The 26,759-nt window shown below is 53.0% G+C and carries 15 protein-coding genes and 3 pseudogenes; 5 read left to right on the forward strand and 13 right to left on the reverse strand.

What is annotated here, in order from left to right:
• Positions 1-135: 135 nt before the first annotated feature.
• The 8 genes and pseudogenes from EI77_RS24135 to EI77_RS00405 all read right to left on the reverse strand — a co-directional run bounded on the left by EI77_RS24135 (position 136) and on the right by EI77_RS00405 (position 15,644).
• Positions 136-396: pseudogene (locus EI77_RS24135) on the reverse strand (IS66 family transposase).
• 34 nt (positions 397-430) lie between these two features.
• Positions 431-1,201, reverse strand: coding sequence for an IS66 family transposase (tnpC, locus tag EI77_RS00370; protein ID WP_133792776.1), 771 nt, complete (start codon positions 1,199-1,201; stop codon positions 431-433).
• Positions 1,202-1,230: 29 nt separating this feature from the next.
• Positions 1,231-1,404 (reverse strand): annotated as a pseudogene (locus EI77_RS24140) (transposase domain-containing protein); the annotation flags it as partial.
• Between the two features lie 74 nt (positions 1,405-1,478).
• Positions 1,479-1,891 (reverse strand): annotated as a pseudogene (gene tnpB / locus EI77_RS24145) (IS66 family insertion sequence element accessory protein TnpB).
• Positions 1,825-2,217: an IS66 family insertion sequence element accessory protein TnpA gene (gene tnpA / locus EI77_RS00390; RefSeq protein ID WP_133792780.1), complete on the reverse strand. Its 393-nt coding sequence runs from the start codon at positions 2,215-2,217 to the stop codon at positions 1,825-1,827. Before tnpA ends, tnpB begins: the two are co-directional and overlap by 67 nt.
• A gap of 114 nt (positions 2,218-2,331) precedes the next feature.
• On the reverse strand, positions 2,332-2,685 hold the full coding sequence (locus EI77_RS00395; RefSeq protein WP_133792781.1) for a hypothetical protein: 354 nt from the start codon (positions 2,683-2,685) through the stop codon (positions 2,332-2,334).
• A 6-nt stretch (positions 2,686-2,691) separates the two neighbouring features.
• The gene (locus EI77_RS00400; RefSeq protein WP_133792782.1) at positions 2,692-8,541 is read right to left on the reverse strand and encodes an RHS repeat-associated core domain-containing protein; all 5,850 of its coding nucleotides are present in this window, start codon (positions 8,539-8,541) and stop codon (positions 2,692-2,694) included.
• Positions 8,542-8,585: 44 nt separating this feature from the next.
• Complete coding sequence (locus tag EI77_RS00405) at positions 8,586-15,644, reverse strand: LamG-like jellyroll fold domain-containing protein (protein WP_133792783.1); 7,059 nt, start codon at positions 15,642-15,644, stop codon at positions 8,586-8,588.
• A 756-nt stretch (positions 15,645-16,400) separates the two neighbouring features.
• Between EI77_RS00405 and EI77_RS00410 the strand changes: the two genes are divergently transcribed.
• From EI77_RS00410 to EI77_RS00420, 3 genes are all read left to right on the forward strand, one after another.
• Complete coding sequence (locus tag EI77_RS00410; RefSeq protein ID WP_133792784.1) at positions 16,401-17,786, forward strand: WD40 repeat domain-containing protein; 1,386 nt, start codon at positions 16,401-16,403, stop codon at positions 17,784-17,786.
• Positions 17,680-19,017: a hypothetical protein gene (locus tag EI77_RS00415; RefSeq protein ID WP_208300228.1), complete on the forward strand. Its 1,338-nt coding sequence runs from the start codon at positions 17,680-17,682 to the stop codon at positions 19,015-19,017. Before EI77_RS00410 ends, EI77_RS00415 begins: the two co-directional genes overlap by 107 nt.
• A gap of 228 nt (positions 19,018-19,245) precedes the next feature.
• Complete coding sequence (locus EI77_RS00420; protein WP_133792786.1) at positions 19,246-19,875, forward strand: DUF3800 domain-containing protein; 630 nt, start codon at positions 19,246-19,248, stop codon at positions 19,873-19,875.
• A gap of 105 nt (positions 19,876-19,980) precedes the next feature.
• Here the strand turns inward: EI77_RS00420 and EI77_RS00425 are convergent, their stop codons facing one another.
• The 5 genes from EI77_RS00425 to EI77_RS00445 all read right to left on the reverse strand — a co-directional run bounded on the left by EI77_RS00425 (position 19,981) and on the right by EI77_RS00445 (position 24,307).
• Complete coding sequence (locus tag EI77_RS00425; protein WP_133792787.1) at positions 19,981-20,478, reverse strand: hypothetical protein; 498 nt, start codon at positions 20,476-20,478, stop codon at positions 19,981-19,983.
• A 112-nt stretch (positions 20,479-20,590) separates the two neighbouring features.
• Positions 20,591-21,490 carry an ArdC family protein gene (locus tag EI77_RS00430; RefSeq protein ID WP_133792788.1) on the reverse strand — a complete coding sequence of 300 codons (900 nt, stop codon included), beginning with the start codon at positions 21,488-21,490 and terminating at the stop codon, positions 20,591-20,593.
• A gap of 82 nt (positions 21,491-21,572) precedes the next feature.
• A complete protein-coding gene (locus EI77_RS00435) occupies positions 21,573-22,088 on the reverse strand; it encodes a hypothetical protein (RefSeq protein ID WP_133792789.1) in 516 nt (171 codons plus the stop codon).
• 571 nt (positions 22,089-22,659) lie between these two features.
• Positions 22,660-23,592 carry a tyrosine-type recombinase/integrase gene (locus EI77_RS00440; RefSeq protein ID WP_133792790.1) on the reverse strand — a complete coding sequence of 311 codons (933 nt, stop codon included), beginning with the start codon at positions 23,590-23,592 and terminating at the stop codon, positions 22,660-22,662.
• Between the two features lie 427 nt (positions 23,593-24,019).
• The gene (locus EI77_RS00445) at positions 24,020-24,307 is read right to left on the reverse strand and encodes a hypothetical protein (RefSeq protein WP_133792791.1); all 288 of its coding nucleotides are present in this window, start codon (positions 24,305-24,307) and stop codon (positions 24,020-24,022) included.
• A gap of 190 nt (positions 24,308-24,497) precedes the next feature.
• On the opposite strand from EI77_RS00445, the gene EI77_RS00450 reads away from it, so the two are divergent.
• Positions 24,498-25,772 (forward strand): type IV secretory system conjugative DNA transfer family protein, encoded by a 1,275-nt coding sequence (locus tag EI77_RS00450; RefSeq protein ID WP_133792792.1) that lies wholly within the window; start codon positions 24,498-24,500, stop codon positions 25,770-25,772.
• A gap of 41 nt (positions 25,773-25,813) precedes the next feature.
• On the forward strand, positions 25,814-26,740 hold the full coding sequence (locus EI77_RS00455; protein WP_133792793.1) for a replication-relaxation family protein: 927 nt from the start codon (positions 25,814-25,816) through the stop codon (positions 26,738-26,740).
• Positions 26,741-26,759: the final 19 nt, after the last annotated feature.

Here is a 26,759-nt window from a genome sequence, read left to right on the forward strand (position 1 = left end):
TTTATCCTCATTACATTATAAATATTTAATAATTATCACCATTATCAAATTCGGTTCGCTTTGCACTATTTAAATAGTCGCGGAAACTACAAGAAATCATAGGCACTGGCCATGATTATGTCTATAAGTCGCCAGTCAATTCACAAGAACAACCTCCACACGCCCGTCTTTCACATACACCTCCAGCATGGGCCAGAGGCTCAGCGCATAATCGACGGCCCAAGGCGCTTTTGGGCAGGTGACGGCTGCTGAGTTTGACCTGCTAAGGGCTTTGTGCAGGCATTGCAGGATGAGACGGCTTTCGGCGCTGCGGACGGCCTGCCGCTAACTTGGCTCGGCCCGGCTTTCCCGCTGCCGCGCTTCAATTCGGTAAAGATGGCCGATCTGCAAAAGCACCCAGCCTGCCTGCTGGGGGGCGCTGGTCTTGGCCTCAATGTACTTGCGCCGGGCATGCGCCTAGCAGCCCGCTAGAACGAGTCCTGTGCGACTGCGGGCTGTAGGCTGGATAGGCGGCGTAGCCTTCGCACTGCACGGTGCCGCCGAAGTCCCCTGGCAAGATGTTGCCCAGGCAGGCGGAGCTGCGGCTGGTGGCCCAGGTGAAGCACACGTCGGCTCCGGGTCGCTTGCAGGTCCACAGGTAGCCTTGTTTGGTCTGGCCGTGGCCGGGGCTTAAATACTCCACCGGTGTCTCATCCACTTGCACGTAACCTCCGGCCATCACGCTGCTGCGGTTCTGCTCATAAACGGGGGTGAGCCAGTCGGCTGCCAGGGCCAGCCAACGGGCCATGCTTTGGCGCGGGATGTCCACTCCATGACGGGTGGAGTAAATCTGCTCCTGGCGATACAGCGGCAGGTGGTCACAGTATTTGCCCACGATGATGGCGGCCAGCAGGCCGGGGGCGGCGAGGCTGCGCTCTTGCAAAGTGTTCAAAGGGGCGATGATGGGCGTCAGGTGGGGCTCTTCACGCTTCACATACTTGCGCCGGATGAGGCGGCGGCGCAGGAACCGGGCCGGTTCATAGTCGAGCTGTTCGGTGACTTCTTCGCCCATGCAGCGCCATGATTCAGGAGCGGCTTTGACCTCCTGAGGCTCGATGATTTCTTCCACTGCGGGCAGGTGCTCAGGGACACGGTCTTCACGCGGTTTGCGTGGTTTTTTGGGTTTTGCCGCGGCTGCCTGCTTTTCGATCTCAGCCTCCAAGACGCCGGGGTTTGCGCTGGAAGCCGGGTCTTTTTTGACCCGTCATCCCCCTGCAAAAGCAGCATCAGCTGGCCTTCATCCATCACCTCGCTGCTGCGCCCGAAGATGCGTCGCACCAGCAGGTCGATCTTTTCCCTCAAAAGCTTGATCTCCTGCCGCGGCGCCTCGTTCTCGGCAGTCAGTCTGGCTTCAAGAGGCGTCATTGGAGGGCGGGCTTGGATGGCGTTTAAAACGCAGGCCGTTGACCCTCTTCTATCAAGTTTTGTTTCTACCCCTTTCAATCCCGCTGATACCACGGCCGCATGGAAGCCCCCTTCAAATCAATGCCATCGGTGAGCATCGCCAAGGCCTCCGGGGCCAGGCGCATCTTGGCTCCTTGCACCTCCCCAGGTTTGGGCCAGGAGAACGTGCCCGCCTCCAGACGCTTGGTCATCAGCCACAGGCCGCTGCCGTCAAATAAATCACCTTCAGCCGCGTGTGCCGTTTGTTGCTGAAGACAAAAAGAGCGCCGCTTTTGATGTCCTCCTTGAGCCGCTCGCCGACCAGCCCGCTGAGCCCTTCAAAACCCTTGCGCATATCGCAAGGCTCCAGCGCCACAAAAACCTTCAAACTGCCGGTAAAGCTCAGCATGGCCGCGACTCCTGCAAAGCGTTGAGAAGTTGCACCGCCAGGGTGATGTGAGCCGAACATTGAATGTGCAGTTTCACGCCACAGGACAGCTCAAGGACCAGATCCGCCGTGGAGCGGGTTCCCGCCGCTTCACCCGCTCCTGCGGAGAAGACAGCCTCCACAAAAGACACTGGCCTGACCCGCTGCTGCTGCCGTACTGAGCTGGACAGGCCATCCTTACGCCGCCAGCTCACGAAAGTTTGATATTTGACTCCGGCCATCGCCGCAAAGCGCGGCCGCGACAAGCCGCTGCGCTCATACTCCAGCACCAGGGCAATCTGTCGCTCCACAGGCGTCTGCACGCGCCCCACTCGATCATTCTTCAATACAATGGCCTCTTTGTTCATACAGGTCATAGCTGACCACCTATGACCTCAATGAATCCAGCAACTTCATACGGCACTTCGCGTGACGCTTACACTCTGTTGCTTTCCTCTATCTTCAAATGTTAATAACAGGCTCTAACGGCAATCAACTATAATGGGCCGCAGATCAGAGATCAGTACATCTTTTGCCAACTCCAGAGTATTGCAATTATCAATTGCTGAAACTTTCAACCACGAAATAATACAACCTTGTACCTTGTCAGGAACTGCCACGTATTCCATATACTTCGCAACGCTTCTTGTTAGGCCCATCGTTACTTCCCCATTTCTAGCCAAATACTCCACCGCATACGAAAGCATCTTGACTCTAGCATCACTAACAACATGGTCATCAAATACAAGATAATATAGCGCGATCAATTCTTCTTCACCCGCCTCCGAAAGCATCTCTAAGACCTGCGCGGCTAAATTTGCTGTGGCATTACTCATATGGATTTAAAAAACAGATTTTCCGTTATGAACAAGAATTTTTTCACTGGAAATAAAATAATTATGAAACTCGTCAACTTCAAAGTTATAAACCTGAACCAAACCATCTCTGGTGTCTTTACTAACAGTAGCATCCACTCTTGATAGTGCTTTATCAACACCTTTGGCATTCCAAAGAACGTTTTGTGGTTTTAATTGAAGTGCTGCAATCCATTTGCTGTCCCCTTGATAAAATCTATGATTAGAGCTGCATGATATAAATACATTATCACCTACTTTAAATTTAAATAGATCACTTCGAGAGGTCGTGAATGTTTTCGTTACTTTTCGAGTGACTATTTGACCGCTCCTCTCATCATAGCAAAACACGTAGGAGTTTGTGCCTATAGTCTCAATTGGAAGCATCCCTTCAGGCGTCCAGACTAATGTTCCCGCCACAAAACACCCGCCAGATGAAGGAGGGAATATCAAAGATGGAATATCTGAATTAGGAATGGATTTGTGTGGTTGCCAAGCACCGTTTTTGGGCTTGAATCGGCAATATTGATCAGACTCATACTTCGCTGCAGGAGCACTCCGGGGCCGCGCTGTTGGCTTTGGCATTATGCGAATCTGATCTCCAGAAGGGTGTTCATACATCCTTCCCCCGCCCGACTTAGTTGGCCCTTTATACACGAATCCTGAATCGTGAAGATGTTTAATCGTTCGATTAATTCCAATTTTGGGGGATACAGGGCATGTACCAGGAGTATATGGAGCAACAGATGGCGGAACTACACGTGGAGCTATTGGCCGAATGGGCCCACGTCCGCCAAAACCTCCGCCACCTCCACCTCCCCCCCCGGCCATACCTCCTCCTCTTGGCCCACCCTGTAGACCAAGTGGATCCACCAGAACTATTGGAGAATTCGATACATATTCATAGAGATTAACGCCTCCATCTTCTTCAATTGGATCCTCACTGATCCACACTCCAGCCCTAGCATCATATGCTCTGTAAGGTGCCAAATGAAGATCACTTTTCTCATGGTACCAATGTCCAGTGAAACGGAAATCCGCCAAACGGCTTCCTCCTGGGCCTCCCGCTGCACTCACTGTCTGCACTCCGTAGGCGTCATATGCGTAGCTTTCGACCACCTCTTCCGCTTCATCCATCACTTGTCGCACGCTACCCAGATGATCATGTGTGAAGTAGTAGTTTAAATTATTCGACAGCGCCGTTCCCAAACTGGCATACCTCCTCACCACCACCCCCTCGGGTGTTCGTTCCTGCACGATTTCAGCTCCCTCCCACAGCAACAGTTTTTCTCCGATTACATCCCCGGCCTCATCTATTTCCACTTCTTTTACTCGTCGGTTCAGCGCGTCATAGGTAAATTCACTGCGACTGCTATCCCCGTAGTTGATCGCCACCAACTGGTTCAAGGCATCCCATTCATAGTCCTGCCCCCGGCCATTGTTCAGCATGTTGCCACGCAGGTCATAGCTGGGCTCGGTTTGTCCTGTTAGGCCGCTGACCTCCACCTCATAATCCTGCGAGGTTGCATTGCCGCTGCCATCCAAACCCGCCACGGTCACGACATTGGACCCCTCATCCAAGGACAGGTCCAGACTGAACCGGAACTGAGGCTCTTCCGACTCATCCGACACCGTCCGCATCTTGGCCGTCTGGCTATTGACACTCACTGTCCCAGGCTCGTTAACGGTGCCCTCAAACCTCACCAGTCCGCCAGCAGGACGGGCATTCATCTGGTTCATGTTATTATGACCAAACTTCATCACACTATTCCCGTCTTGATAGCTAACCCGGTTTCCCCCTGCGTCGTAATTATAGTATTGTTGCCGCACGATCGAGCTGCCTTCTGTCACCACCACCGATCTCAGTTGATCCGAATCATCATGCTCCAAGGTCCAATCCTGCTGTGGCGCAGCTCCCACCTTTTGCGACCAGCGACGCAAATCACCTCCAAATCCGAAACCGTATCCATATTCCGAAATTAACTCATTAGCCGAGGTCCGGTGAGTGATTTTTTCCAAACGATGATGCTGCGTCGCTGCAAGATACGTATAAGTGGTCTCCTGGCCATTGGGATAGTTCACCTTGGACAGACGAGACAAACCTTTGGATGACTGGTCGTACTCAAAACCAAAAGTGCCGAGAACATCGGTCATCTCGGTCATTCGTCCCATAGCATCATACTCCATGGCAACACGATGGTTGTCATCCACCAATTCATCATCCACCACCGACCAGATTGAACGTTCCTGCACCCGTCCTAGTTCATCATAGGTGTAAATAATAGCTGCATTCAGATCGTGCTCATTCACACGGCTGATTGATCCCGCGCCCAGTAATGGTGCAGCCTGAGGGCCTGTCCGAAATGGAAAATATTCGTAGCTGATGCTTGCCTCAGTTGAAGATTTTTTTATCGTTTTTAATCGCGGATGAACGGGATCGTAATCAAGCCACACAGGAGGTGTTTTTACATCAAGGACGAACTTCGGCAACCCGTTTTCGCTCACCGGATTACCGCTTACATCACGTTCACGGATGTAATATTTGATCTGCGAAATGGAATCGTCGTCGTTGTAGATAAACGCTTTTCTTGTATCGTCTGCAGTGGTGACATACTGGAGTCGGTTTTCATTGAGCATGTAGGTATATTCTTCCACCCGGCCGTTGGCCCGGATCTTTTTCACCTGCCGCCCAAGTTCATCATATTCCCAACGGGTGATATTGCCGTTGCCATCTATCAATTTTGCAAGAGATCCGCAGGTGCACCAGTCTAGTTCAATAGTGCGCCCTTCAGAATCCGTCTCAGAAACAAGCCACCCCATCTCATTATATTTGCGATGAGTGAGGCGTCCCTTCCTGTCGCGGATAAGGACCGGGTCAAGACGATCCCAGACGACCTCTTCATATTCCGCATTTGCGAGAGAGACGCCTTGCGGCTGATGGGTGGTTCTGATAATGCGATTCAGATCATCATACTCGTAACTTGTCCTATACCCCTCAGAGTCGGTCATCGACTCTATTCTCTGGCCATTATCATAAGTGAATGTAATAACGTCCTCATTACCAGGGAGCGGGCCATCTATCGTTTGTAGAAGGCTATCATGAGCGTCTGAGTTCGTACTGCCGACGGGTTTCACATACGTATAGGTTGTTATATGTCCTAGAGGGTCTTTGACCGTTAGCACCTGTCCATACTCGTTATAAGTGAACTCATTGGCCTGTCCTGCTGCATCAAAAATTTTCTTGGGGAGATGGTTTTTTTCATAAATGATCTTTGCCAACAAATCTTCATTGGAACCATTCACCTGACGTATTTCTAAAAGGTCAACGCCATTCCCGTCGTAGTAGTGTTTTGTGACTCGGTTAACGGGATCAGTAAACGAGGTCAAATTGCCTAATATATTGTAAGCCGCTGAAAATGTCTGATCATTTGAGATTGATTCGGTCGGTAGGTTACTGCCCCCCGCGTAATGATGGGTAACCTCTTCCGCGCTTCCCTCTTCGCCTATTGTGACCGTTTGAGAAGAGGAACCTTCATAATCAAAGTAAACAATCCCCAAAAGTGGTTTTTTTACAGATCGCAAAACTGAACTCATCTCATTGCTGCCAGAGCTGAGCCGCCATTCATAGATTTCGCAGTTCGAATATTTGGTTGGGTCCCCCAGCAATGGCTCATTGGGGTATTTATTCATTAATGTCTGGTTCCAATGAAAGCTGGATTGAGCGTGTCCGAGCCAGCTTTCAACTACTGAAGAACTGCCGTTGGGATAGGTGACTTTCAATCCGCGCATCATGTCAATGAGCGTCAGTTCAACCGGATTTTTCGGGTCGTTAAAATCCACCATTTCAAAGGTCCCTGCTTTGTTATAACGGTGAAAGAGGGTCTTTCCGTAGGGAGTATTCATCACTTCGATAAATCCGTCTGCGGCATAGCTAAAGGTGGAAACCATGCCGACAACGTCCTTGATACTGTTGATTTTGCCAGGCTGACTGACAGTTCCGTCATAGGTAAACTCTACAATCCGGCCATAAGGATCAATGATCTGCTTGATTTTTCGGAAACCTGTCGCGCTGGTCTTGTTGGAGAGGTACCTAATGAAGGTTACACCTCCCGCAGCATCGACAATTTCATTGATACGGCCCGACCATTTTGGATTTGAGATATTGGGATCAGTATGCTGGCCAGGCACGGGAGGCTCTGAATAGGTGATCGTGCTCAAGTTTCCAGGATAGACCTCATAGTTGATCGTCACCTTATTGCCTTGGGGATCGACGATATTTTTCAGGTAAAACCTTCCGGTTGTTCCTGGCTGTCCAGGCTGACTGTAGATTTCTGCGCTGCCATCCGCCATTTCACGTCGATAGCTGTCGCGGCCAGCCTCATCAGTGGTCCATTTTAAAACAGCCTGGGAATAAACATTTGGAGCATAAGCGCTGGTGACATTGTTGAATAGGCTAAAGTGATAGCGTTCCGTCCCCCCATCGCGCAAACGAACACTGACAGAATAAGAAGGATCAACCTCAAGATAACCAACCCAATTAAAATCCCAATTCGCCCCAAGGTGGCTATGGGTGTTAATTTCTGGGGTCCCTGTCTCGTTGTGATTGTAATTGGCAAGGAAAGTGATGGCTGGGCCTACAGGAGGCTGGTAATAAAGTGGTATGTCCTGAATATTTGATGTAGCTTGCATCAGATAGTAATTGGCAACGGGCATCCCTGCTTGTTTGCATGCAGGATTACCTTTTGGGCAAGTTTTGGTGTCTTCCTCTCTTGTCGATGCACCGCCCTTACCCCACACATGTTGGGCCTCTTCATCAGACACTGTGCGCCAGCCGGGAGGCAGTGGCTCGTTTGGGACCAGAAAATAGCCGTCAGTTTCGGCATCCAGGGCAGCTGCGGTAATCCACATTTCCGTTCCGCCAAAGGTTGCATCCTGAACCAGAAACCGGTTGTCTCTTTGCTCAAGAAGGGCGGCAAAGTGATCAAGTTTCCAATGCATCACTGCTGGATAGATGAACTGCCCCGAAGGCTCCCGCTTGGCGATCTGGTAATCCAGGCCCACTGAGGCAGCCCAATCCCTGACCATGACCAGATTTGTTCCTTGGGGAGTTGAGCGGGCGGCTTCCAATTCTGCTGTGCGGCGATGGGGGGTTTTGTCGCGAAAGTTCAATATGCTGTTGAGTGCAAATGGTCCGCATTTGAAAGCCACTCCAGGGTCCACTTTCATTCGGAGCATGCCTTCTTTGGCCGCGTCAACGTTTGCAGCCACCGATCCCTCGACTGGACGCTCACCGAGCTCCGCCAGATAATGTTCCATCATTGAGACTCGGCCCAATCGCGCATTCAGCAGCAGGGCTTCTCCTATCGCCCGATCGGCGATGGCGCGCCGTGTAAGGTCCGTTTCGTTTTTGGAGAGATTCCAGGCCCCTTCCCAATACTGAAGCGCTTGCGAGAGATGTCCTGTGTCATAGCACATCAGACCCAGGTTGAGAAGTAGCGACGCATTCCACCGGGATGAGGGATGCTGCTGGAGGAATGTTTCCAGCATGGTGAAGTCCTCGTAGCTAGTCCGTGCCGCAAACAGCTTGAGTGTAGCTCCAAGATCAGCATTTTCATTTTCAACTTCTGTTGTGCCCATGGGAACAAGACGATCCGGGAACATCGTGGCCAGTTGCAGTTCTGAGTCCTGAGGTGCCGCGCTGAAAATAATTTGAATAGGGAAAGCAGGCTGAGGCTTGCCAATGGTGGGCGGACGCAGGTCCTTTGCCAACGTCTGTTCTGCCAGAATAAGTGGCAACACAGAAACCAGTATCACCGGAAACAGAGGGAGGATTTTCATCGAGATTGTGTGATCAGAGAGGTTTTCAATTTCCTGCGCTACGGTTAGTCGGTGACATCAATTGCATTGGTAGGTTTCTCCAGAGTGATGACCGGAGGAGTTTCATCATCCTCATCGAAGTGCGGAGCTGGAAACTTGACCTCATCGAGCTCAAATGTCGCAGTGGTGGTGTCGCTGTTGACTGGTGCCAGCCCCTCTTTGCGGCTGAATGCCCAAATTGTCGTTGTGAATCCCACATGAATCGGCTGCGAATAAAGAGTCCAGGTAGTAGTGGAAGGCATACCGCCCAGCAGAGGATCCGTGGTGTAATAGATGGCGTTGTCCGAAGTGCCGATAATGGCCACTTCACCGGGGGCGGCCAACTCCAAGGTGCCTCCCGCAACGCCAGGGACAATTCGTGGTTTCTCGACAGTCAGTGCGGGAGCGTTGTAGATACCATACTCTGCACTCAAGTAACGTTCCATTTGTTGACGCTCCGCCTCAGAAAGACCCGTATTGTAGATCAGCATTTCGGCAATCTCACCTTGCAGGTTGTCGTTATTGTCAACGGTTCTGAATGAACCGATGTAGATTGGTTTGGTGTCCTGAGCAATCGCGGCTGTTCCTGTTGCTGATTTTAAGCTGTCTCCTGTGGATATCCTGCGCGTGATGCGGTCATAGGTACCTGCTATCGTTTCAAAAACATTCTGCCTGATTGGAACGGCAATCGCGGCGGGTGTTCCGATTTTCAAGGAGGCTGTAGGGGCGGTCGCACTTCCCGCAAGATTTAGTTGATAGCCGCCCTTCTTGACGACCACACCGATGTTAGTTCCAAGCTTCCGCATTACGGCGACAACGCTCATAGTTTCAAAGTGAGCTCTCTCGTCTGGAAATCTTAAGGGGTGGGGAACCTGTAAAGTCAGCGGGGCTTTCAGGCCTGCCTGATTAAAACGTATGACCGGGAGGCCAACGGCCTCAAGTGGATCTGTCACATAAAGAGGCCTCACTGTCTCGTTCGGTGCTGCGGCATCATTGCCCATGCCAGACTGATCGATCCAATGCGTGACTTTAAAGTTTGAGTCCGTGGCCACCCCACGATCTCCTTTGTACCATGCAACCAAACCACGACGGACAATAGATTTGTCAGGCTGGATACGGTAGACCCAGGTTTGTATTGCACTGTCAACTAACCCAGCCTTGCTGGCGACCACCTTTAAGACCCGGTAGGCCCCGTTTATTGATACTTGCCCCGTCAGGTCATCTTGGTCCAGTTCTGGCGAGGTTTCAGACGGGTCGTCCACCTCGGTTTCACCGTCATCGCCAAGCTCATAACGGATGGTAACATCATCCATTAAGCAGGACACCTTAACTTTCAGCCCTGTGGAATAAGTTCCACCTTCATAATCAGCCACAGGCGCTGGCACCTGCTTATTGGATTGCGTGCCATATCTCCTATGTGCGTAAATGCTCAGCAGGTTTATATCTTCTTGACTAAGTTCCCCGTCATATACCCAGAGTTCTGCGATTTCACCATCAAAGTTATTCACAGCCTTGCGACCGCCAACATAAAAAGGTGTTGTGGTTGAAGGAATAATCTTACTGTTACTACTAAAGACTTTGGAGCTCACGTTATTGCCCTGATAGCTGACATTCATGCCATAGTCTCCATGCGTGCCTCCCACCAGGACGACAGGATGCCCCGTATCACTGGATGTGTATGCAAGAGTGGTCTCTCTCGTTCTGAAATTGAATTTTGGCACAGCACCGTTTATCAGTTGAAGGCTGTAGCCTTTGTCCGTTGCAGTTCCAGTGACTGGCAAGTGTTTCTCTGCAATAACGGTTGTAGCGTTCTCAGTTTCGACGGTTCGCAAGATGGCAAACACACTTATGTTTTCTCCGTCAAGGCCTGGATAGTTGCCCTCAAGGCAATGGTGGTCTTCTTTAGTGAACTTTATAACAGGATGTCCATTGAACCCCGCTACCTCTGGGGTTGTCTTGACAGGACTATTAACGGCAACAGGAGCCGGTTTGGTGAGATGATGTCCATAACCTGAGAGATCAATCCATCGGGCAACGGTGTTGGACTCAGGCGAAGTTGTAGCCGCAGAATCACCTCGCACCCAGAGCTTGAGCTTGCTTCTCGGGACATAGTCCGCGTCAGGATCAATGATCACCATCGCATGGGCTTCCGTGCTGGGTGAATATCCGGTTTTGGAGCAAATGGCGGAAATCGAGATCACTTTTCTAGTTTCGCCGGTGCCCACTGTTAAGACCACCCTGCCAACTGCTGTCTGCGGATCTCCGCCGTCTACACGATATTCTATTGTCGAATTATTTTCAGACGTGATTGTGACCGTGCGGGATTCGGTAAACACCCCCCCTATTGAATTCGCTGAAGGAGTTACCTGAATAGTTGGCGCGGATAGCGCCGGTTTTACCTGGAAGTGATATTTGTCCATCAGGTAGGTGTGCACCGCCTTGGTTGCTTCCTCGTCGAGGTGGTTCGAATAAATAATTATTTCCGCAATCTCACCATTCATGTAGCTTGTGGCTATCAGCTGCTTATTGCCGCTGGATGAAGTATTGTTGTTGTTCACTCTTATCGAAGTTGTGCTCAGCTTTTCGCTGATCTTGTATCCCCCGACTGCATTTCCTGAAAGAGTCATTTCGACTCCAAGCCGTTGCATATATTGAGGAAGTATGTTCGTGACGATGGCTGAACCAATAGTCGTAGTCGCCGAGAAGTGAACGCCGAATGATCCCCCAATAATCAAGTCATCTCCCACATTCCCACCAGACCAGGAGGCAGTCTTGGTTTCGTTGGTGGTGCCAAGAAGCCGAAGTCCGGATCCCACGTGTCCTGTGATCAATTCGGCCGTTCCTGTCTTGGTGCCTGCTATCAGTGGTGGTGTTTCAAAGGGGGTTAAAGGTCCAAATCCAACTTTTCCCGCCCAATCTTGGTAAGATAGATTCCACCCTCCATTTACGCCTCCGGCAGCAGAATCAATTTTCTGCATGATGACACGGTCATATGGATCTTCAGGAGAGTTAGACCTCGCTACGACAAAGATCGTCCCATTGTCCGCCAGATCTTGAACATTATCTATTTTCATCCTTCGGTTAGCACCGGGAAATTTAAGTGCCGGAACCTTTTTACGAACTCCTGGTGAGATTGTCTGATTGTACTCTATAGAGTTAACGTTGAATTCCGTTTGAATATCTGGCCCGGAGCCTGAGGTTACGGGCACCGCGTCGTGACCATTTCCTGAAATATCTTTCCAGCGGGTGACACGCTCTACAGTGCCGACCGTCGTTTTCTCTACATCCTTGTCGGCCGCCAGCCATAGAACCATATTGTGGCGGGGAACGCCAGTAATCTGCGGATCGACTAAAATGCGGAACTGTTTGGTAGCGGATGCATATCCAGGTTTGGTGGCCTTCACTTCCACGACGCAAGGACCCACGCCTTGTAGAATGAAACCATCAACATATGAGATCCAAGCCGTTTCGCTAGGCATCGTTTCCCCCCAGGCAATCCGGTACGTCAAAGTCACCGCAGCCCCCTCGATATGAGTTGCTGTGATCGAGGTTCCTGAAGGCCACATGCCCCTGTCCGGCGTGGCCTCAGGCATTGTGAGTTCTGGCAGCGGAACGTGGGAATCGCTGTTCAGCAGATAGCGACTGATCAGATAAGCCTCAATTCGCGAAAGCTCTAGATCTGAGATGGCCGCATCAAGGACGATCAGTTCTGCAATCTCGCCCTTTAGACCATCTGCGGGCATTGAGAGCGGAACAGATGGATTTTGAACAGCGGCTCTGCGCCGTGCCCCCAATGAAAACAGTCTCGGCACATTATTAGAATCTATAGCGTAACCGCTCTGGCTAGCAGTAGCCGTCCTGTTCACGCTCAACACATGCCTGGTCGGTGACGCTGGAAAAGCCCTCTGCACAAACAAGTTAAATTTAGCGGGCAATGCATAAGGCGAGCCCGAATGTGCCGCAGTGATGACCGAAGTGTTAAAACGGCCTTCTGCAACCATACCCCCGCCTTGCTGCCTTAAGCGAAGGGAAAAACCAGCAGAGTCATTTTCTGTTTCCTGCTCGAGGATTATTGCGTTGTCGGGAGATCCATTGTCTTTCACCACAGCAAGGATAGTCACATCATCATTTGGTATGTTCCCCAGGCGCAGGCCTTGATTGTTTGCTGCTGAAGCAACCATCTGCGACAATCCGTCATACCCAAATGAAATGGATGGTTGCCCCCCAAGGGCATTGAGAACCTTCTTTGGCTTTACGACACCTGTTGCAGGAGCCACTAGATGGTTTCCGTTCCCAGATTGGTCGTTCCAATTGGTGATCAACCGTTCTGGGGCGGTCGCGGGTGTTGCCGCAATATCGGCACGCAGCCAGAGTTTCATGTGCTCTTTAGGCACCTCATGTGTGGCAGGGTCTACAAAATAGACTAGTGTCCGGTCTGTCACCGGGCTGAAGCCAGGTTTTGATGCAGAGATTTTGACCTCGTATCGAAGCACATTGCCAGCCACAAGAACGCCTTCCTCTTCAGCTAAATTAATACCTCCGCCATACGGTTGGGCTTCTCCTCCATTGACCTTATAGGTGACGGATGCGCTGTCCTGGCTGGTGCAAAGGACTGTGGGCGCTACGGCATACAATCCGGCGGCGGGGCTTGTTTCAAGGTGCACCGCAGCAAAGAGACCCGTGGCCTCAATCTGATAACGTAAATGCAGGTAGGCATTCAAACTCCGTAGCTCTTGCGCTTCCAGTTCGCGGTCGTAAACTATGACTTCAGCAATATCTCCTCTGAACGGATTAACCAGCGTTGTTGCGCTGGCTGACTGGGCTCCGATGAACAAGTCCGTTCCGGAATCACCAACGCTGGCCGTGCGCCCCTTCCTTACTAGTTCGGTACCGTTGGACTGTAAAACATTGTCTTGGAGATTAAATAGGCCGGTCAGTACCTTCCACTGATCCGTGCCCAGCGGTTGCGTTAAGGGGGTCAGCGTGTCAGCTCCTGTCGTACCGGAATTGAGAACCAGCCGCGAGCGAAGCTGCAACAGCGGCGTGCTTCCTGGTGTAGCCCTGAATCCATACCAGTAGCCGTTGGTTGCTGATAGCCGTGACAGCAACGACGACATGCTGCCAGTTGACGAAGTCGGAGTGGATGAAGAGGGGCGGGCAACAACGCAAATGGTATGTTTATTCAGCGCAAGCGGACTCCCTGCGGGGGCGGAAACCTTCAGCCAGTCCGCATCGAATACCAATGCTGGCTTGTTGTTGAGTCCCGCTGCAGTTCCAGGAAGAAATGCCGGGCGACCAGTCCCAGCCGCTTGGGCAGTCAGCGAGGAAACTTGACTACGCCATGCCACAACTTCGTCCCCTTCTGTCTTCACTCCGGCATCTGATCTCAGCCAGAGCTTCAGCCCGTCCCTGGATACCTCTCTGCTTTGTTCTTCGATGATGAACGGAACAACCACGGCATTGCTGTCGGCGTATCCTGGCCGTGAGGCCCAGGCCGTCAGTGCTGTTGTTCCTTCGGCCAACAGAATCGGCCCTGTGTACAACTGTGCCTCCCCTCCATTGATCTGGTAATAGACAAAAGAGCCTGGTGATGTGATTGTGACTGCTTGGCCTGGCAGATAGATGCCTGTGGCGATATCAAACTGTGGATCAGGCAGTTTTGGCGCAGGCAGGCCTATGATCTGATATTTGCTTTTGAAATAGGCCTCAACCTGTAGCCTCTGTGCCTCGGTCACCGAGCCGTTGTAGATGATAATTTCGGCAATCTCCCCTGTAAAAGGGTATGCCTGGGTGGCTGTTGGATTCACCGCAGCTGGGGCGGTCAAGTATTGCCCGATGAATAAGGGAGAGCCTGTGCTTGCAGCAATATTTGCGGTCCTTTGGGTCAGAGGCAAAGGAGACATCTGCCCGTTTGCATAAAAGCTTACTCCTTTGAGGGGGTCGGCTTTCCTGAAGACTCCCTCCAGCAGATATGAAGTGTCTACCGCCAGTGCTGCTCCAAACGTCTCAAAGTTCGTGGGTATGTGCAACCTTGGGATTCCAGCGTTAAAGCCCATGGTATATCCTTTGCTGGAGCCACCCTTGGATAAAAAGCCCGCCATTCCAACCGGGGCACTTGGCCACTTTGACACCACAAAAATACTAACTGTCAGCGGATTTAGCGAAGCATGGTCGGCGACCTTCAAGAATTTGCGCTCGGCCAGGGTCCCCAGGCTGCCGTTGTCAAATTGCACGGCGGGCTTTGTCCCAATAACGTCATTAGCAATCAGTGGACGGTTGTCGGTCGGCAGAGAGCCGCCGCCTGTTCCGACAGCGTCGTTGGCGAAGCCGGAAAAATCCTCCCACTTTGACACCCGCCCCCCTTCGTCATAGGTGACGTTCCAGTCTGCTCGGAGCCACAAAATCGGAACGGCTGGCTGGGCGGGACCAGGAGACGAGATGCGCTGAGGAATATTTTCAACAACCAGCACATGGTCATATTCTGCTTCTACAAGCTCGGATGGGATGCCGCTCGTTACTGCAAGGCCTGCTTTAAGCAGGTTTGACATCGAGACAATCGCCGTTCCCACAGTCTCCCAATTAATACCGTTCAGAGAATAATAACCGGCGACAATATTGCCGCTTCGCACAAGTCTAAACCAGACCGCCTGTCCTTCCGGCACGAACGTTCCCAATGATAAAGCCACGTCCGCCCCGTCTTCGGATCGCCACTTGAAACGAAGTTCACCTTCGGAATCGACGCCTATAAACGCAAATGCCGCATCGGTAGCTGTTGATTGCCTGATCATCACTCCGGTTTCAGCTCCTAAAATTGCGTCCAATGACGCCAGCCGGGCATCTACTTCCAGATTGCCCGTTGTTTCTTGGCTGACGAATCGCAAACCGTCAGACAGCCCGCCAAGCCCACGCCCGCCCCCGGCGACGGTGTGAGAATGAGGGGTTACAGTGGAAGTTACACCAGCTTCATCTCCTGCCACGAACCCAATATCCACCGAGTTCCAGGCGAGTCCTGCTCCCTGCCCTAAAATGGTGAAGCCCAACAGCAAAAGGCACGTGTTAACCGCTCGAATACCAAGGGATTTCATATGTTAATCAGGAGTAGCTGACGAATGATGGATTGCCCATCTGTGTCTCGGCGTTCATACGAGACATAAAGGGTTAATCCACTTAAAATAACGTAGTCATCCATGCAAGTGATAATTTTTGCACTCGAATAAGTTCACACTGTAATGCTATACAACTATGACGCGAATTGATTAAAAACTCCAACTTCAGATTGCTGTATTTCTATATATTATGGTTTTAGTTACTAAATATTCGTGATACGTAGTGTTGGTGCATGTATTCGGTAAACCATCAGGCCTATCGAGACGAAGAGCTACGGTAGCAGATCAGTCATATGCGCAGGTTTCCGTACGAACAGTGGCAAATCCCGACGCGGGAGCGCAGATTAAATTCAGATTCGGATGGCTAGCTGGTCTCCACGGTGGAGCACTGCGCCCCCTGCGAAACTCTCCGTTGAAGGCTCCGAGTTCATCTGCGGAAACCCTGCTAAAATCCCGGATATGGCTGATCATGTTCTCAGCCTCGTCTTCCAATCGGGGCGGGGTTAGGCTTCGGCGGTGGAGCCCGTCCGTTGATCATCTGTTGCACGATACGACATCCAGCTATTCGGCTCCAGCACAACGGGCAATAAAACATGCCCTGGGAACATCCTTGACATTTCTTACGCCGCATGTGAATAAAAAGAGTTTACTCTCTTAGGAATGAAAATATGCGTTCATATTAATTCAATATAGCCATATGAAGACATTGGAGTTAAGTATAAAATCCTAGCCTAAATGCTTTTTCACACGACCAGTCAGGAGCAGCAGTATACTAATCCTCTGGTGCTCCTTATTCTCATCATGGCGGTGGCAGGCTGCTCAGGCTTTGCGTTGGTAACCATCGGCCGATCTCTGCTTGAGAAAGCCACCCTGTCAGTCGGTATTGGCTGTCAGCTTGGATTGAAAGCAGGCTGGCAAAGCGCACTCATGGCAGGGGCAATTCTATCAGTGCTCAGTACATGGAATGTGCTTGCCGCTCCAAACTCTTCTGAGGAGGCTTTTCTCAAGACAAGGATGTGGTTCACCTGGTATGTTTGTCTCGCCGCCTTGCTTCCAAGTGTTTTCTGCGGGTTCATCGGTGGGGCTATTGGCGCAAGGCTGGCCCGTTCGCGGATTCCTTCTGATCTCGATTCCCGTCCGGCGAGCGCCGCTCACGGGTACAAATGGCCTTTTCGCCTCTTGTCCTGGCTATCGTTTCTGCTACTTGCTTCGCCTCTTGTGTTTCTCGGGCGAGAACCCAAGATCGACCCTCCACCGGTGATTGTGGCAACACTCCCATCGACTCCGGTTCCTGCGCCATCGCCATTCAAATACGACGTTCCGGCGGAGCTGAGCCAATCAAGCTTTAATCAGTTTCGGGTCGGCTTCGTCAAAACAATCGGTAACGTAGCTGACAGCAGAGCAATGAGCCTGTCGCCCGATGGAAGGCTTTTTGCCTACTGTAGCCAGCGAGATGGCAACTCCAGCATTACGGCCTTCGACCTGCATGCATTTAAACCAGTGGCGAATTTCATCGTTCCAGGGCATCCAGCAGATTCTCTGGTCTGGTCACCGGACATGAAACGTCTCGCCTGTTTGTGCCGAGATGGATCCGCCTCCGCTTCGCTATGGATTCTGTCGTTGGAAGACGGACTCGCCGTGGAGCTTCCTCGCCCGCCGGAGGCTGATGTTCCGGCCGGGGAGTTCTTCTGGTGGTCGGCGGAGGAACTGGCCTTCTTTTCTCCTGATGAAACGCCTCTCATATTCCGCCTCGACACTCTCGCGTTCGCACCACTGGATGATTCAAAATTCATTGAGGGCAAAAGCGAACAGGAAAAGATGCGCTGGATCGAAGGTCCACGTTTTGAACTACCTAGCTCTTCACACTGGCAATTCCAGATTGCAGCAGGCGTGCTATCTAATCAGCCGCCGCCCAGAAAGAATCAGGGCGCGCCGTGGCAATGGAACCAGAGTTTTTTCTGTTCATTTGCAGATCCGCAATCCCCTCCTGACAGAGCTTCCAGTCAACAAAGGCATGAAGGTCTTCTGTGCCCCGGACGGGTCCAAGATCATCCGCGCCATGAATGGGCAGGCCGAAGTTGCCTACTTGAAAATGAGCGAGGCAGAAGAGGAGATCGTTGAAGTCGAAATACCCGTATCAGAAACGGCTCGGATTCCAGGAGTTGAAGACCTTCAACTTTGTGCGTTCGTTTATGCTCCGCTTATCAATCCGCTCAACGGCCAGACCATTGGACCTGACCATCGTCGCATCAAGGCCTTGCTGAGGCTCGTCGAATGGAAGTCAGGCAAAGCAAGCTTTGTCCTCTGTCAAGCAACGGAAACCGTCAATGAAACGGATGTTATCGCAACGCTCCACACTTGGTCCGAAGGATCTCTAGTTCCTTGGATGCATGACCTGGCTGAATCTTGGTGGACGCAGGCGGGAATACGCTCAAAAGCGGATGCTCTGCAATCTGCCATTACCTCTCTGGAGCCTGTGGAATTTCCGCAGGCATTGACTGCGGAGCCTAATGGTACTTCTCACCTCATTGTCACCGCCAAAACGCCCTTCGTGAGATCCGCTTCGGAGGCCAAAGTCAGGGCTTTCCTAATCGATCACCACAACAAGGCCTCTCAAGGTGATCTTGCAGGTCTGCTTGCTAACTATGCAGAGACTGTGGACTTTCTCGATAAAGGCAACCTTAGCCGGGATCGCATTGGCGCGGACGAATCCGCTCATCGGACAAGATGGCCCAAAGGCGAGGAGGTCGTCCAAGGGGGCATCCACATTTCGCGCGAGGGCTTCTCCCTTTGGCGTGCTTCCTATACCATGATGTTCCGCAATGAAAACAGTGCGGGAGGCTGGCAGAAAGGCCTAGCGGATCTCACGCTGGATGTCTCCGTATCGCCTGATGGAATGCGGATTGTTGCACAGAAGGCCGTTGTCCGAGATGTGCAGGAAGGCGGTCCGGCACCGGCCTCATCTCGTACTGAGCCCGCCCGCCCGAACCCTCCGCCTGTCAAAGTCCGGCTGCCGTCGCCAGTCTGGGCCAGTTCAACCACGGGCACTTTGGGCACTGAAACGCTGACAGTTCATGATGCCGTCCACTTCAAAAACGGACGTGCCACCCTCCACCGGACCTACCGTATAATCGTCAGTCCAAACACACCCAAAAGTGTGGCTTCCAAGTATCCAAACGGGCTTATCTGCATGATGACCGCTGAAATGGAAGGTTCCCTCACTCAGACCGGACCTCGGATGTGGAGATGTATTGTGGTGTCCAGGGATGGCTGCAAACATCCGATGCCAAGGTCGGAGAGTTTAACGCAGTCTGCGGACGCAATGCCGAAAGAACGGTGGGGACGGTATTGAAATTCCGATTCGATGGAGAGGATCTCATCGAAGGGCAGGGGGGCAGTCGGATGAAACTGGTTCGGAAGTAGACGCCCTCAAAGCTCGCTTCCTGTCCCGACGCTGGAAGCGTCGACATCTGCGTGCATGTGAGCACCGTAACTTCCCCGCTCTCACATCAGGCGTCAGTTACGGCTTATCGTCGGTGACTTTGCCGGTTTTTGGCGAGCATGTTAGGATGAAGCCAACATGCTTGTCTTCATGGATGAATCTGGCGATAACGGTCTCCATCTCCTCACAGGGTCGTCCAAAAACCTGATCATCACTCTGGTGCTTTTTGAGGATCACGCCGAGGCTCTCAGGGCCGATGAGCGCATCGCCAACCTTCGGAGGGAGCTCGGACTCAATGCCGGTTTCGAGTTTCATTTCAGCAAGCTCAAGCAGGAATGGAGGGAGCGCTTCCTCAGAGCAGTCGGTGTCTTTGATTTTCTCTATTTCAGCATCGTCATCGACAAGGCCGAGATCGTCCGACGCGGTTCCTTCAAGCCTAACGAACTCTACCGCTATGCCTGCCATCTTGCCATTGAGCTGGCCAAGCCGTACCTGAAAGAGGCCATTATTGTCGTCGACGGCAGCGGCAGCCATCAGTTCCGCCTGGATCTTGCCACCGAACTCCGCAAGCGCACCAACCGCCCTGGCGAAACCGGCGGTCATCTCCATAAGATCAAGTTCCAGGATTCTCATCGAAACAATTTGCTGCAGCTTGCGGACATGGTTTGCGGGGCAGTAGCCCGCTCTGTTTCTGACAAGCCGGAAGCCGCTTCTTACCGGAAGCTGATTTCCCATTGTGAAGTGACTGTCCTGCGCTGGCCCAAATAAAAAAAGCCACCGCCCCTATCCTTGCGGAAAGTCCTCCATACGGAGGCAGTTCGGGGCGGTGGCGATTCCATCATCAGTATACCTTAGGAGGTCGAAATGTGTCAACTACCCCTCCTGTGGAGAAGGTTCTTGGGGTGATTGCGCCCTGGACTCTTCCCTGAGGCACTCCTCTACAAACATCACAAATTCAGGTTCCTGAAACTCACTGCTCCATATCCAAACGTGGTTCGGGATCGGCAGTGAGAAGAAACTCTGTACGTCCTTCCGAAGACCTGTCATTTCAGGCAGCATTCCGGCTTTCATGGCGGTGTAGCTCACGGCTAGCTGGGTGATCAGCAGGTGCACGAAGCGCTGTTCCGCGGCGGAAACCGGATGGGTTTTGAGGTCGAGGTCTTTCTTCAGTAGGCGGGTGAGTTCCGGCTTTTCGGTGACCTGCATCCAGAGGCTGCGGTGGCTGTCTGCAAGCGCCATCAGATTGGAAATCTTCCTCTCCTTGGCATCGGCTCGGAAGGAAACGGCGGCAAGGCTCAAACTGACGATGAGGCCGAAGGTTTCCAAGGTGTCCTGCCCGTGAATGACCATCCACTGCATGAATGTTTTCATGCTTGGATTGTATCACAAAATTCAAACCGTTTTCACCTGGCCAGGAACTCACCTGTGCACAAATAAAACCCCTCGCGATGAATGCATCGGAGGGGTTGTTGAGCTGAAGGAACTATTCGATAGCCAGCACATGATTGGCGGCTTTTGCCGCGAGGCTTGCCGCTTCGACGATCCAGCGTTTGCGGTTCGGCTCACGGAGTGTGTCCAGCCAACATTGAAGATAAGCAGCGGATTGCTCGTGCTCATCCTGAACGATGCCAGCCTCCATGCCGAGGAACGCAGATCCCATTTCGGCAACAAGCTCCTCTTTGGAGTATTCGGTCATGACTGCTCCTGTCGCTCCCATGAGGCTATTCCTGTTCAGCCGTCTTTCATGTCCGGTCGAATGGATGATTTCATGGAACAAGACAAGGTGGTAGCTTTCCGCGTCAATGAACCTGGACCGAGCAGGCATTTCTATCGTGTCAGTGCTGACGCGGTAGCATGCCCTGACCGTCCTGCCTTCATGGATGTCCGGTTTGCCCGGCATTTCCTGCACGATCCTTTCCGCAGATTCAATCCGTCCTTCATTCGCCTGCGGTTCCGGCAGTTCCATCTCTGGAAACTCCACTCCATCGATTTGAAGGGCGTTGAAGACGGTGTAGCCACGCAAGTAATACACGGCCTTGGTTTCCTCCTCCTCCTTGCCTTTCGTCCGCCGCTCATGGCGTCCGTATTTGACAATGAGAGTGCCGCGCTCGCCTTTCCGCACTTGGCCGCCGAGATCATTGGCCTGACGCATGGTCAGCCAGTAAGGCGATGCGAATCGCTTCACCCCGAGCAGCATCACGTTGATTCCCTGATACTCCCGGTTGCTTGCGAAGTTGCGCGGCCTGCCGACCTTCCTGTCCCAGGGGCAGCGCCAGGGCACTGTCCCTTCTTCGAGTTTCTTCAGGATCGTGTCTGTCACGGCCTGATAGGCATCGAACCGCCTGGTTTCGCCTGATTCGGCTTTTGATGTCGCTGTTTTCATGCATGTAATGCTTTTGGTAGTCAGTTGAAGTCCACTTCACCGTGAACCGGACTTCTGGCTGACCGCCACCGGGAGGAGGCGGCTAAGGCCGTCTCCTCCCGAGCATTTCATGAATCTCCCTGCGGATGTCTTGGGGCACCGCCGGAGAGGCAGGCTCCGGCGTGGCCGCTTTGAAATTGAGATTGGAATTAGGATTGGAATTAGAATGCGATAGCCTATCCAACTGTATGACAAGGCCCTGTACACTGGATGGCAGACGCTTCACCAGTTCTTGGGGCGAGCGGTTCAGTTCCAGCAGGATGCCCTGGCGGACTTTTGGATTCAGAGTCTGATGTTTGACGAAGTTGACGATGGCGATCCAGTCCTCCTGGCGGAGGATTTTTCCATCGGCTTCGAGTTTGGCCAGACCTTGCTTGATCTCCGGCATGGCCAGACCTGTGTCGAACCCGATTCGTTTGACCGGGATTTCATAGACGCCCGCGATGGTCGTCAAAGGCGAGGTGAGAAGGTAGAGGAACAGCAGTTTTTCATGCGGACTCAGCAGGGCGATGTAGGAATCGTCCCAGAAGCGTGTGTTTACGATCCGTTGTTTGGCCATGATGGTTCATTCCCAGTGCTTGTGTAGGAGCTTCTGCACCCAGCCGGATGGCGTGCCTGTCCGGCCAGCAAAATGCAGCAGTGCTCTCGAGCCTGGGACTGCTAAAATTCGATGATGTGTTCCGCTACCTCCCCACCCCGCGACGTTTTGTCGCAGGAGCACTTCATGCACGGACAGCCAAGCCAGGCACACAACCATTTCAAAAGGAAGCCACGTATTGTTGGGAAATGTTGTGGCCTTTCCTGGCCGACCGGGATGTATTCGAGTTCCTGCTGTCGCATGGGGGGTAAGTTAGTTGAATGAGTAATTCGACCGTGAACCGATTTGCTTGAACTCTCGTTCGAGCTGCACCGGAGCCGTTTCTTTTCCGTTCACCTCCTCTCCATTCCGTCAATCTTGACAGGCGGAAAGTCGCATTGTGCGACATCACTGCCGTAGGCTGTATCCCCTCTGTTTGAGGGGCAGTCGCGAAATGCGGAAGGGAAAAGAAACTGTCTGGAATTATAGCTGGATGCCCTGCCCCTGTACAGGGTGAGTCTGTGGATAACTGGAGCCGCGCGAGCGCCGACCGTTATGCTGCAAGCGCCAGATGGCTGAATTGCAGCCTGGCGAATCGCTCGGCTTCGGGCCTCGACAGCTTCGTGTAGTGGGAAATGGAGTCCGGGGAGCTGTGCCCCACCAGCTGGGCAATGATCGCGTCCGGGGTTCCCAGTGCGGCCATGCGGTGGATGAAGGCGTGCCGGAACGAATGCGGCGTCAGCTTGCGGGTGATGCCGGCCCTGGCGCACGTGTCCCGGATCATCCGTTCGATGGTTCGTCGGTTGAGATGGGCTTTGCCAGGGGTGCGTCCTGCGAAGAGCCAGTCACTGTCGGGTCCATCATTGATCCTGCTCACCAGGTAGCGCTGAAGAACTTCATCGGTGTCCTGGTTCCAGAACACCCGGCGGCGTTGCACGGTCTTTTCTGTGTCAATGACTGCCGAGCTGTCTTCCTCTATCTGCTCGATCTCCAGGGATTCCAGTTCCCCCACCCGCATGCCGGTGTCGTGGAGCAGCCGGACGATTACCAGATCGCGCAGGTGTTTCTCAGCCTTCAGCACGTCAACCAGCCGTCGGTATTCCTCCTCGGTGATGGCTTCATGCGAGCGGGCCCTGGCGGTCGGGACGCGGGCAAGGTACAATGGCAGCCGAAGCCTGCCCTGCTCATGCCAGTAGCGGAGGTAGTTGTGGATGATGCTTAACGCAAATTCCACATTCTTCGGAGCAAAGCGCCCATTCAGGCTGGAGGCAAAGGCGGTCCAATCGCCAATGACCAGATCCTCGGGCGCTTTGTTTGTGAATGCCTGGAAGCGGGTCACCCAGAGGGCATATTTCTCTCCTGCTGACCGGGTATGAGTGGCTTTCCAGGCCAGGTATTCTTTGATAAGAGTCTGGTTGTCAGAGACAACCGGGGTGACGGCGGCGGGTTTGAAATCTCCGCGCCGTCGGGCGTAAGTGATGTACATTGATGTCTTGTTAGACCAGTAAAAGCCCCTGACAAAAGCGGTCTGCCACCTTCATCAAGGTATGGATCAGGAATCCTGATCCCGTATGTTTTCGCATCTTTAGTAGCGTTTTGTCAAGGTGCCCGTCCTATCGGACATTCGCAGTACACCGTACTTGCCCGCCTCCTGTCAACAGGCTGGCTGTGGATGGCGGAGAACGGCTTCCCCGACAATCGGGACGACATACCCGGTATGTCGGGGCAACGACACCGCCGATGGCGGTTTCCCTTTGATAACAAAGCGCGAAACGACTTCCCACGTGTCGGCCTCACGGCCCGACTTGCCACAGAAGCCAAAGGTTATCAGGCGAGTCCGGAGCGCTATCGCGTCAAGGACATCGCCCTTCTGCGGCAAGTCGGCCCGCGAGGCGGGCACGACACGTGGGGAACTAGTTTAACGAAGGTTTCTCGCCTGGCAAGACGACGGGTTTTAACGAAGGTTTCCCCTCCCCACCCTCCCACAGCCACAGGCTTGAATACGGCCGCTTCGCCAGGCCACCGCTCAAGCCTGTGCCTGCGGCCTGCCTCCGCCCCACTAACGGTTTTCCCTGACGGGGTGCGGCAGCAGCCGGGGCAAAGCCCGGCCCCTGCCTTGACGGATTCAAGCCGCCCAAGACGGCGGCATGATCCACGGGTTCTTTAACGGGTGAACGGCTGACGACGGGGTAACTGGGCACGGGGTCAACGACGGTTTCCGAAACTGGTATAATAAGGGTGGACTTGCTCTTTGCTCCGAAGCTCCGGCTTCGGTATCGGCGACAGCCTCTCTCCCAACCGGCTCTTCAACAAAAAGCATGCCGGCCTTCCGGCTCTTCCAGTCTTCACGATGGGACGGACGGGCTTCGGGCGAGGGCGGCCGCCTCCGATATGAATGATGAATCCATTTTCTTCGGCCACCGCCATACCTATGGCGGGTTCAAAGTTCCCTATTTCCTGCCTCTGGCGGAGCTGTCGCGTCACGCCTATGTCCTGGGCAAGAGCGGTACCGGGAAGTCCACCCTGCTTCAGCTTCTCATCGACGGGCTGATCCAGGCAGGTCACGGGGTGGGTGTTTTTGATCCGCATGGCGATCTCGCGTTATGGACATTGGATGCGGTTCCCCGTTCCCGGCTTGACGATGTGATTTATCTCAACTTCGGCGATGAGGAGTATGCCCCCTCTCTGAATTTTGTTTCTGATCAGGTGCCTTTTGAGGCGAGACCGCGTCTGGCTTCTGCTCTGGTGTCAGCGTTCCGGCATCTCTGGTTCGAAAGCTGGGGGCCAAGGCTTGAAAACATCTTGTATCATTCGCTGAGGGTGCTCATTGACTGCCAGAACACGAGTCTCATCGCCTTGCCCAGGCTTCTGACCGACGATGTTTACCGCGCCTGGGCTGTCCGCCAATGCCGCGACCCGTTCATCCGCGCATTCTGGGAGCGCGAATACGAAGTTTGGGACAAACGGTTTCGGACCGAAGCGATAGCACCCGTGCTCAACAAGCTGGGCCAGCTCGCGGCCTTTCCGCCCGTGCGGCATTCGCTTGGCCAGGTGAAGATGAAGGTGAATCTGCATGCGGTTCTGGATGAAGGTAAGATTCTGGTGGTCAACCTCGACAAAGGCAAACTGGGCGAGGACGCAGCGCGGCTTCTTGGGGCGCTTCTCACCGCCTCCCTTGCAGCGATGGCGATGGAGCGCAGTTCAATGCCCGCTTCTGCTCGGAAACCATTCACGCTTATCCTGGATGAAGCACATGGCTTCCTGTCGGACGCCATGGCGACGGTGCTTTCGGAGTCACGGAAATTTGGTCTTCAGCTCGTCATGGCCCATCAGTTTCTTGGACAGCTATCACCTTTTATGCGGGAGGCGGTATTGGGTAATGCGGGCAGCATTTTTGCCTTCCGGGTATCAGGCGAAGACTCGGAGGTGATGGGGGCAAATTATGGCCACTCGATGGCTCCGGGCCTGTTTGCCGAATTGCCTGCTTTCACGGTGCTTGTACGCCCTGCTGAGGATGTAATGCAGCCGATTCGAGTCTCGGTTGGGCCGCCAAAGCAGTTCGCGAAAAGACACCGCGATCCGGCCATGATTCGAAGCCGACAGCGTTTCTGCAGTCCCCGTCAGAATGTTGAGAGCAAACTGAGACGATGGTCAGATCAAAAATAACTGTGCCACCGCTGGGGCTGATTTTGTGTTAAAATGAATGGATGCACCAATCGCGGCCAAGGAAGCCACGATTCAAACGCGTCACCGATAGCGTCCGACTCATTCTCACAGAACGAGATCTTGCCATCCTCTCAGCCGTCGGTCGCCACCGGTTTATTCAGTCGCATCACCTGCTTAAGCTCATTCCCGGAAGCCGCCAGCATTTGATCCGGCGGCTTGGAAGATTGTTCCATGCAGGCCTTCTGGATCGGCCAGTCCAGCAGATGTACGTCCGGGACAAGATCGGGCAGAAAATTGCCTATTGCCTGACCTCGCAAGGATTGAAGGTTTTGAGTGAACGTGCGTCATATCAACTCTTGTCCTTGCCGCGCCAAAAAGGGATCACCGCAGCCTTGTCACTGTTCCATTCTTTGCGTGTAACCGACGTTCTGGTCGCAATGGAATTCGCAGCGACTGCACGGGCACTGGCCATTCGTTGGCCCCAGGAATGGCCGTCTGGGCAGTCTGAAATAGATCGAAGGCCCGTGCGCTTGAAATGGTCCGTAACACTCAAAACAGGCCGGGAAGTTCTGAAAACCTGGCAGCTCCCTGACGGAGCGTTTTCCCTTTCATCCGCCGATGGTGAACCGCGATATTATATCCTTGAGGTGGATCGGGGCACCATGCCTGTTCATCGCAAGGGGCTATCCCAATCCTCATTCTATCGCAAAATCCTTTCATACAAGGAAACACGCCGACAAGGGGTCCTGTGGAGCAGGTTTCATATTCCCGCCTTTCGTGTGCTGGTCGTGGCTGAATCCAGGCGGAGGCTCTTTTCTCTTCAACAGGCAACAGCATCAACCTTCAAAAACCGCGAATCCAAAATGTTCCTGTTCGCAGTTGCTTCGGAACTTTTGGAGCAGGGAGATGCTTTGAGCCATGGCTGGGAAACCTGCTCAGGAAAGAAGGTCTATCCCCTCATGGAATAACAAACGATGTGCCATCCAC

Origin of the sequence: Prosthecobacter fusiformis, from assembly GCF_004364345.1 — a bacterium.
Lineage (GTDB): Bacteria > Verrucomicrobiota > Verrucomicrobiia > Verrucomicrobiales > Verrucomicrobiaceae > Prosthecobacter > Prosthecobacter fusiformis.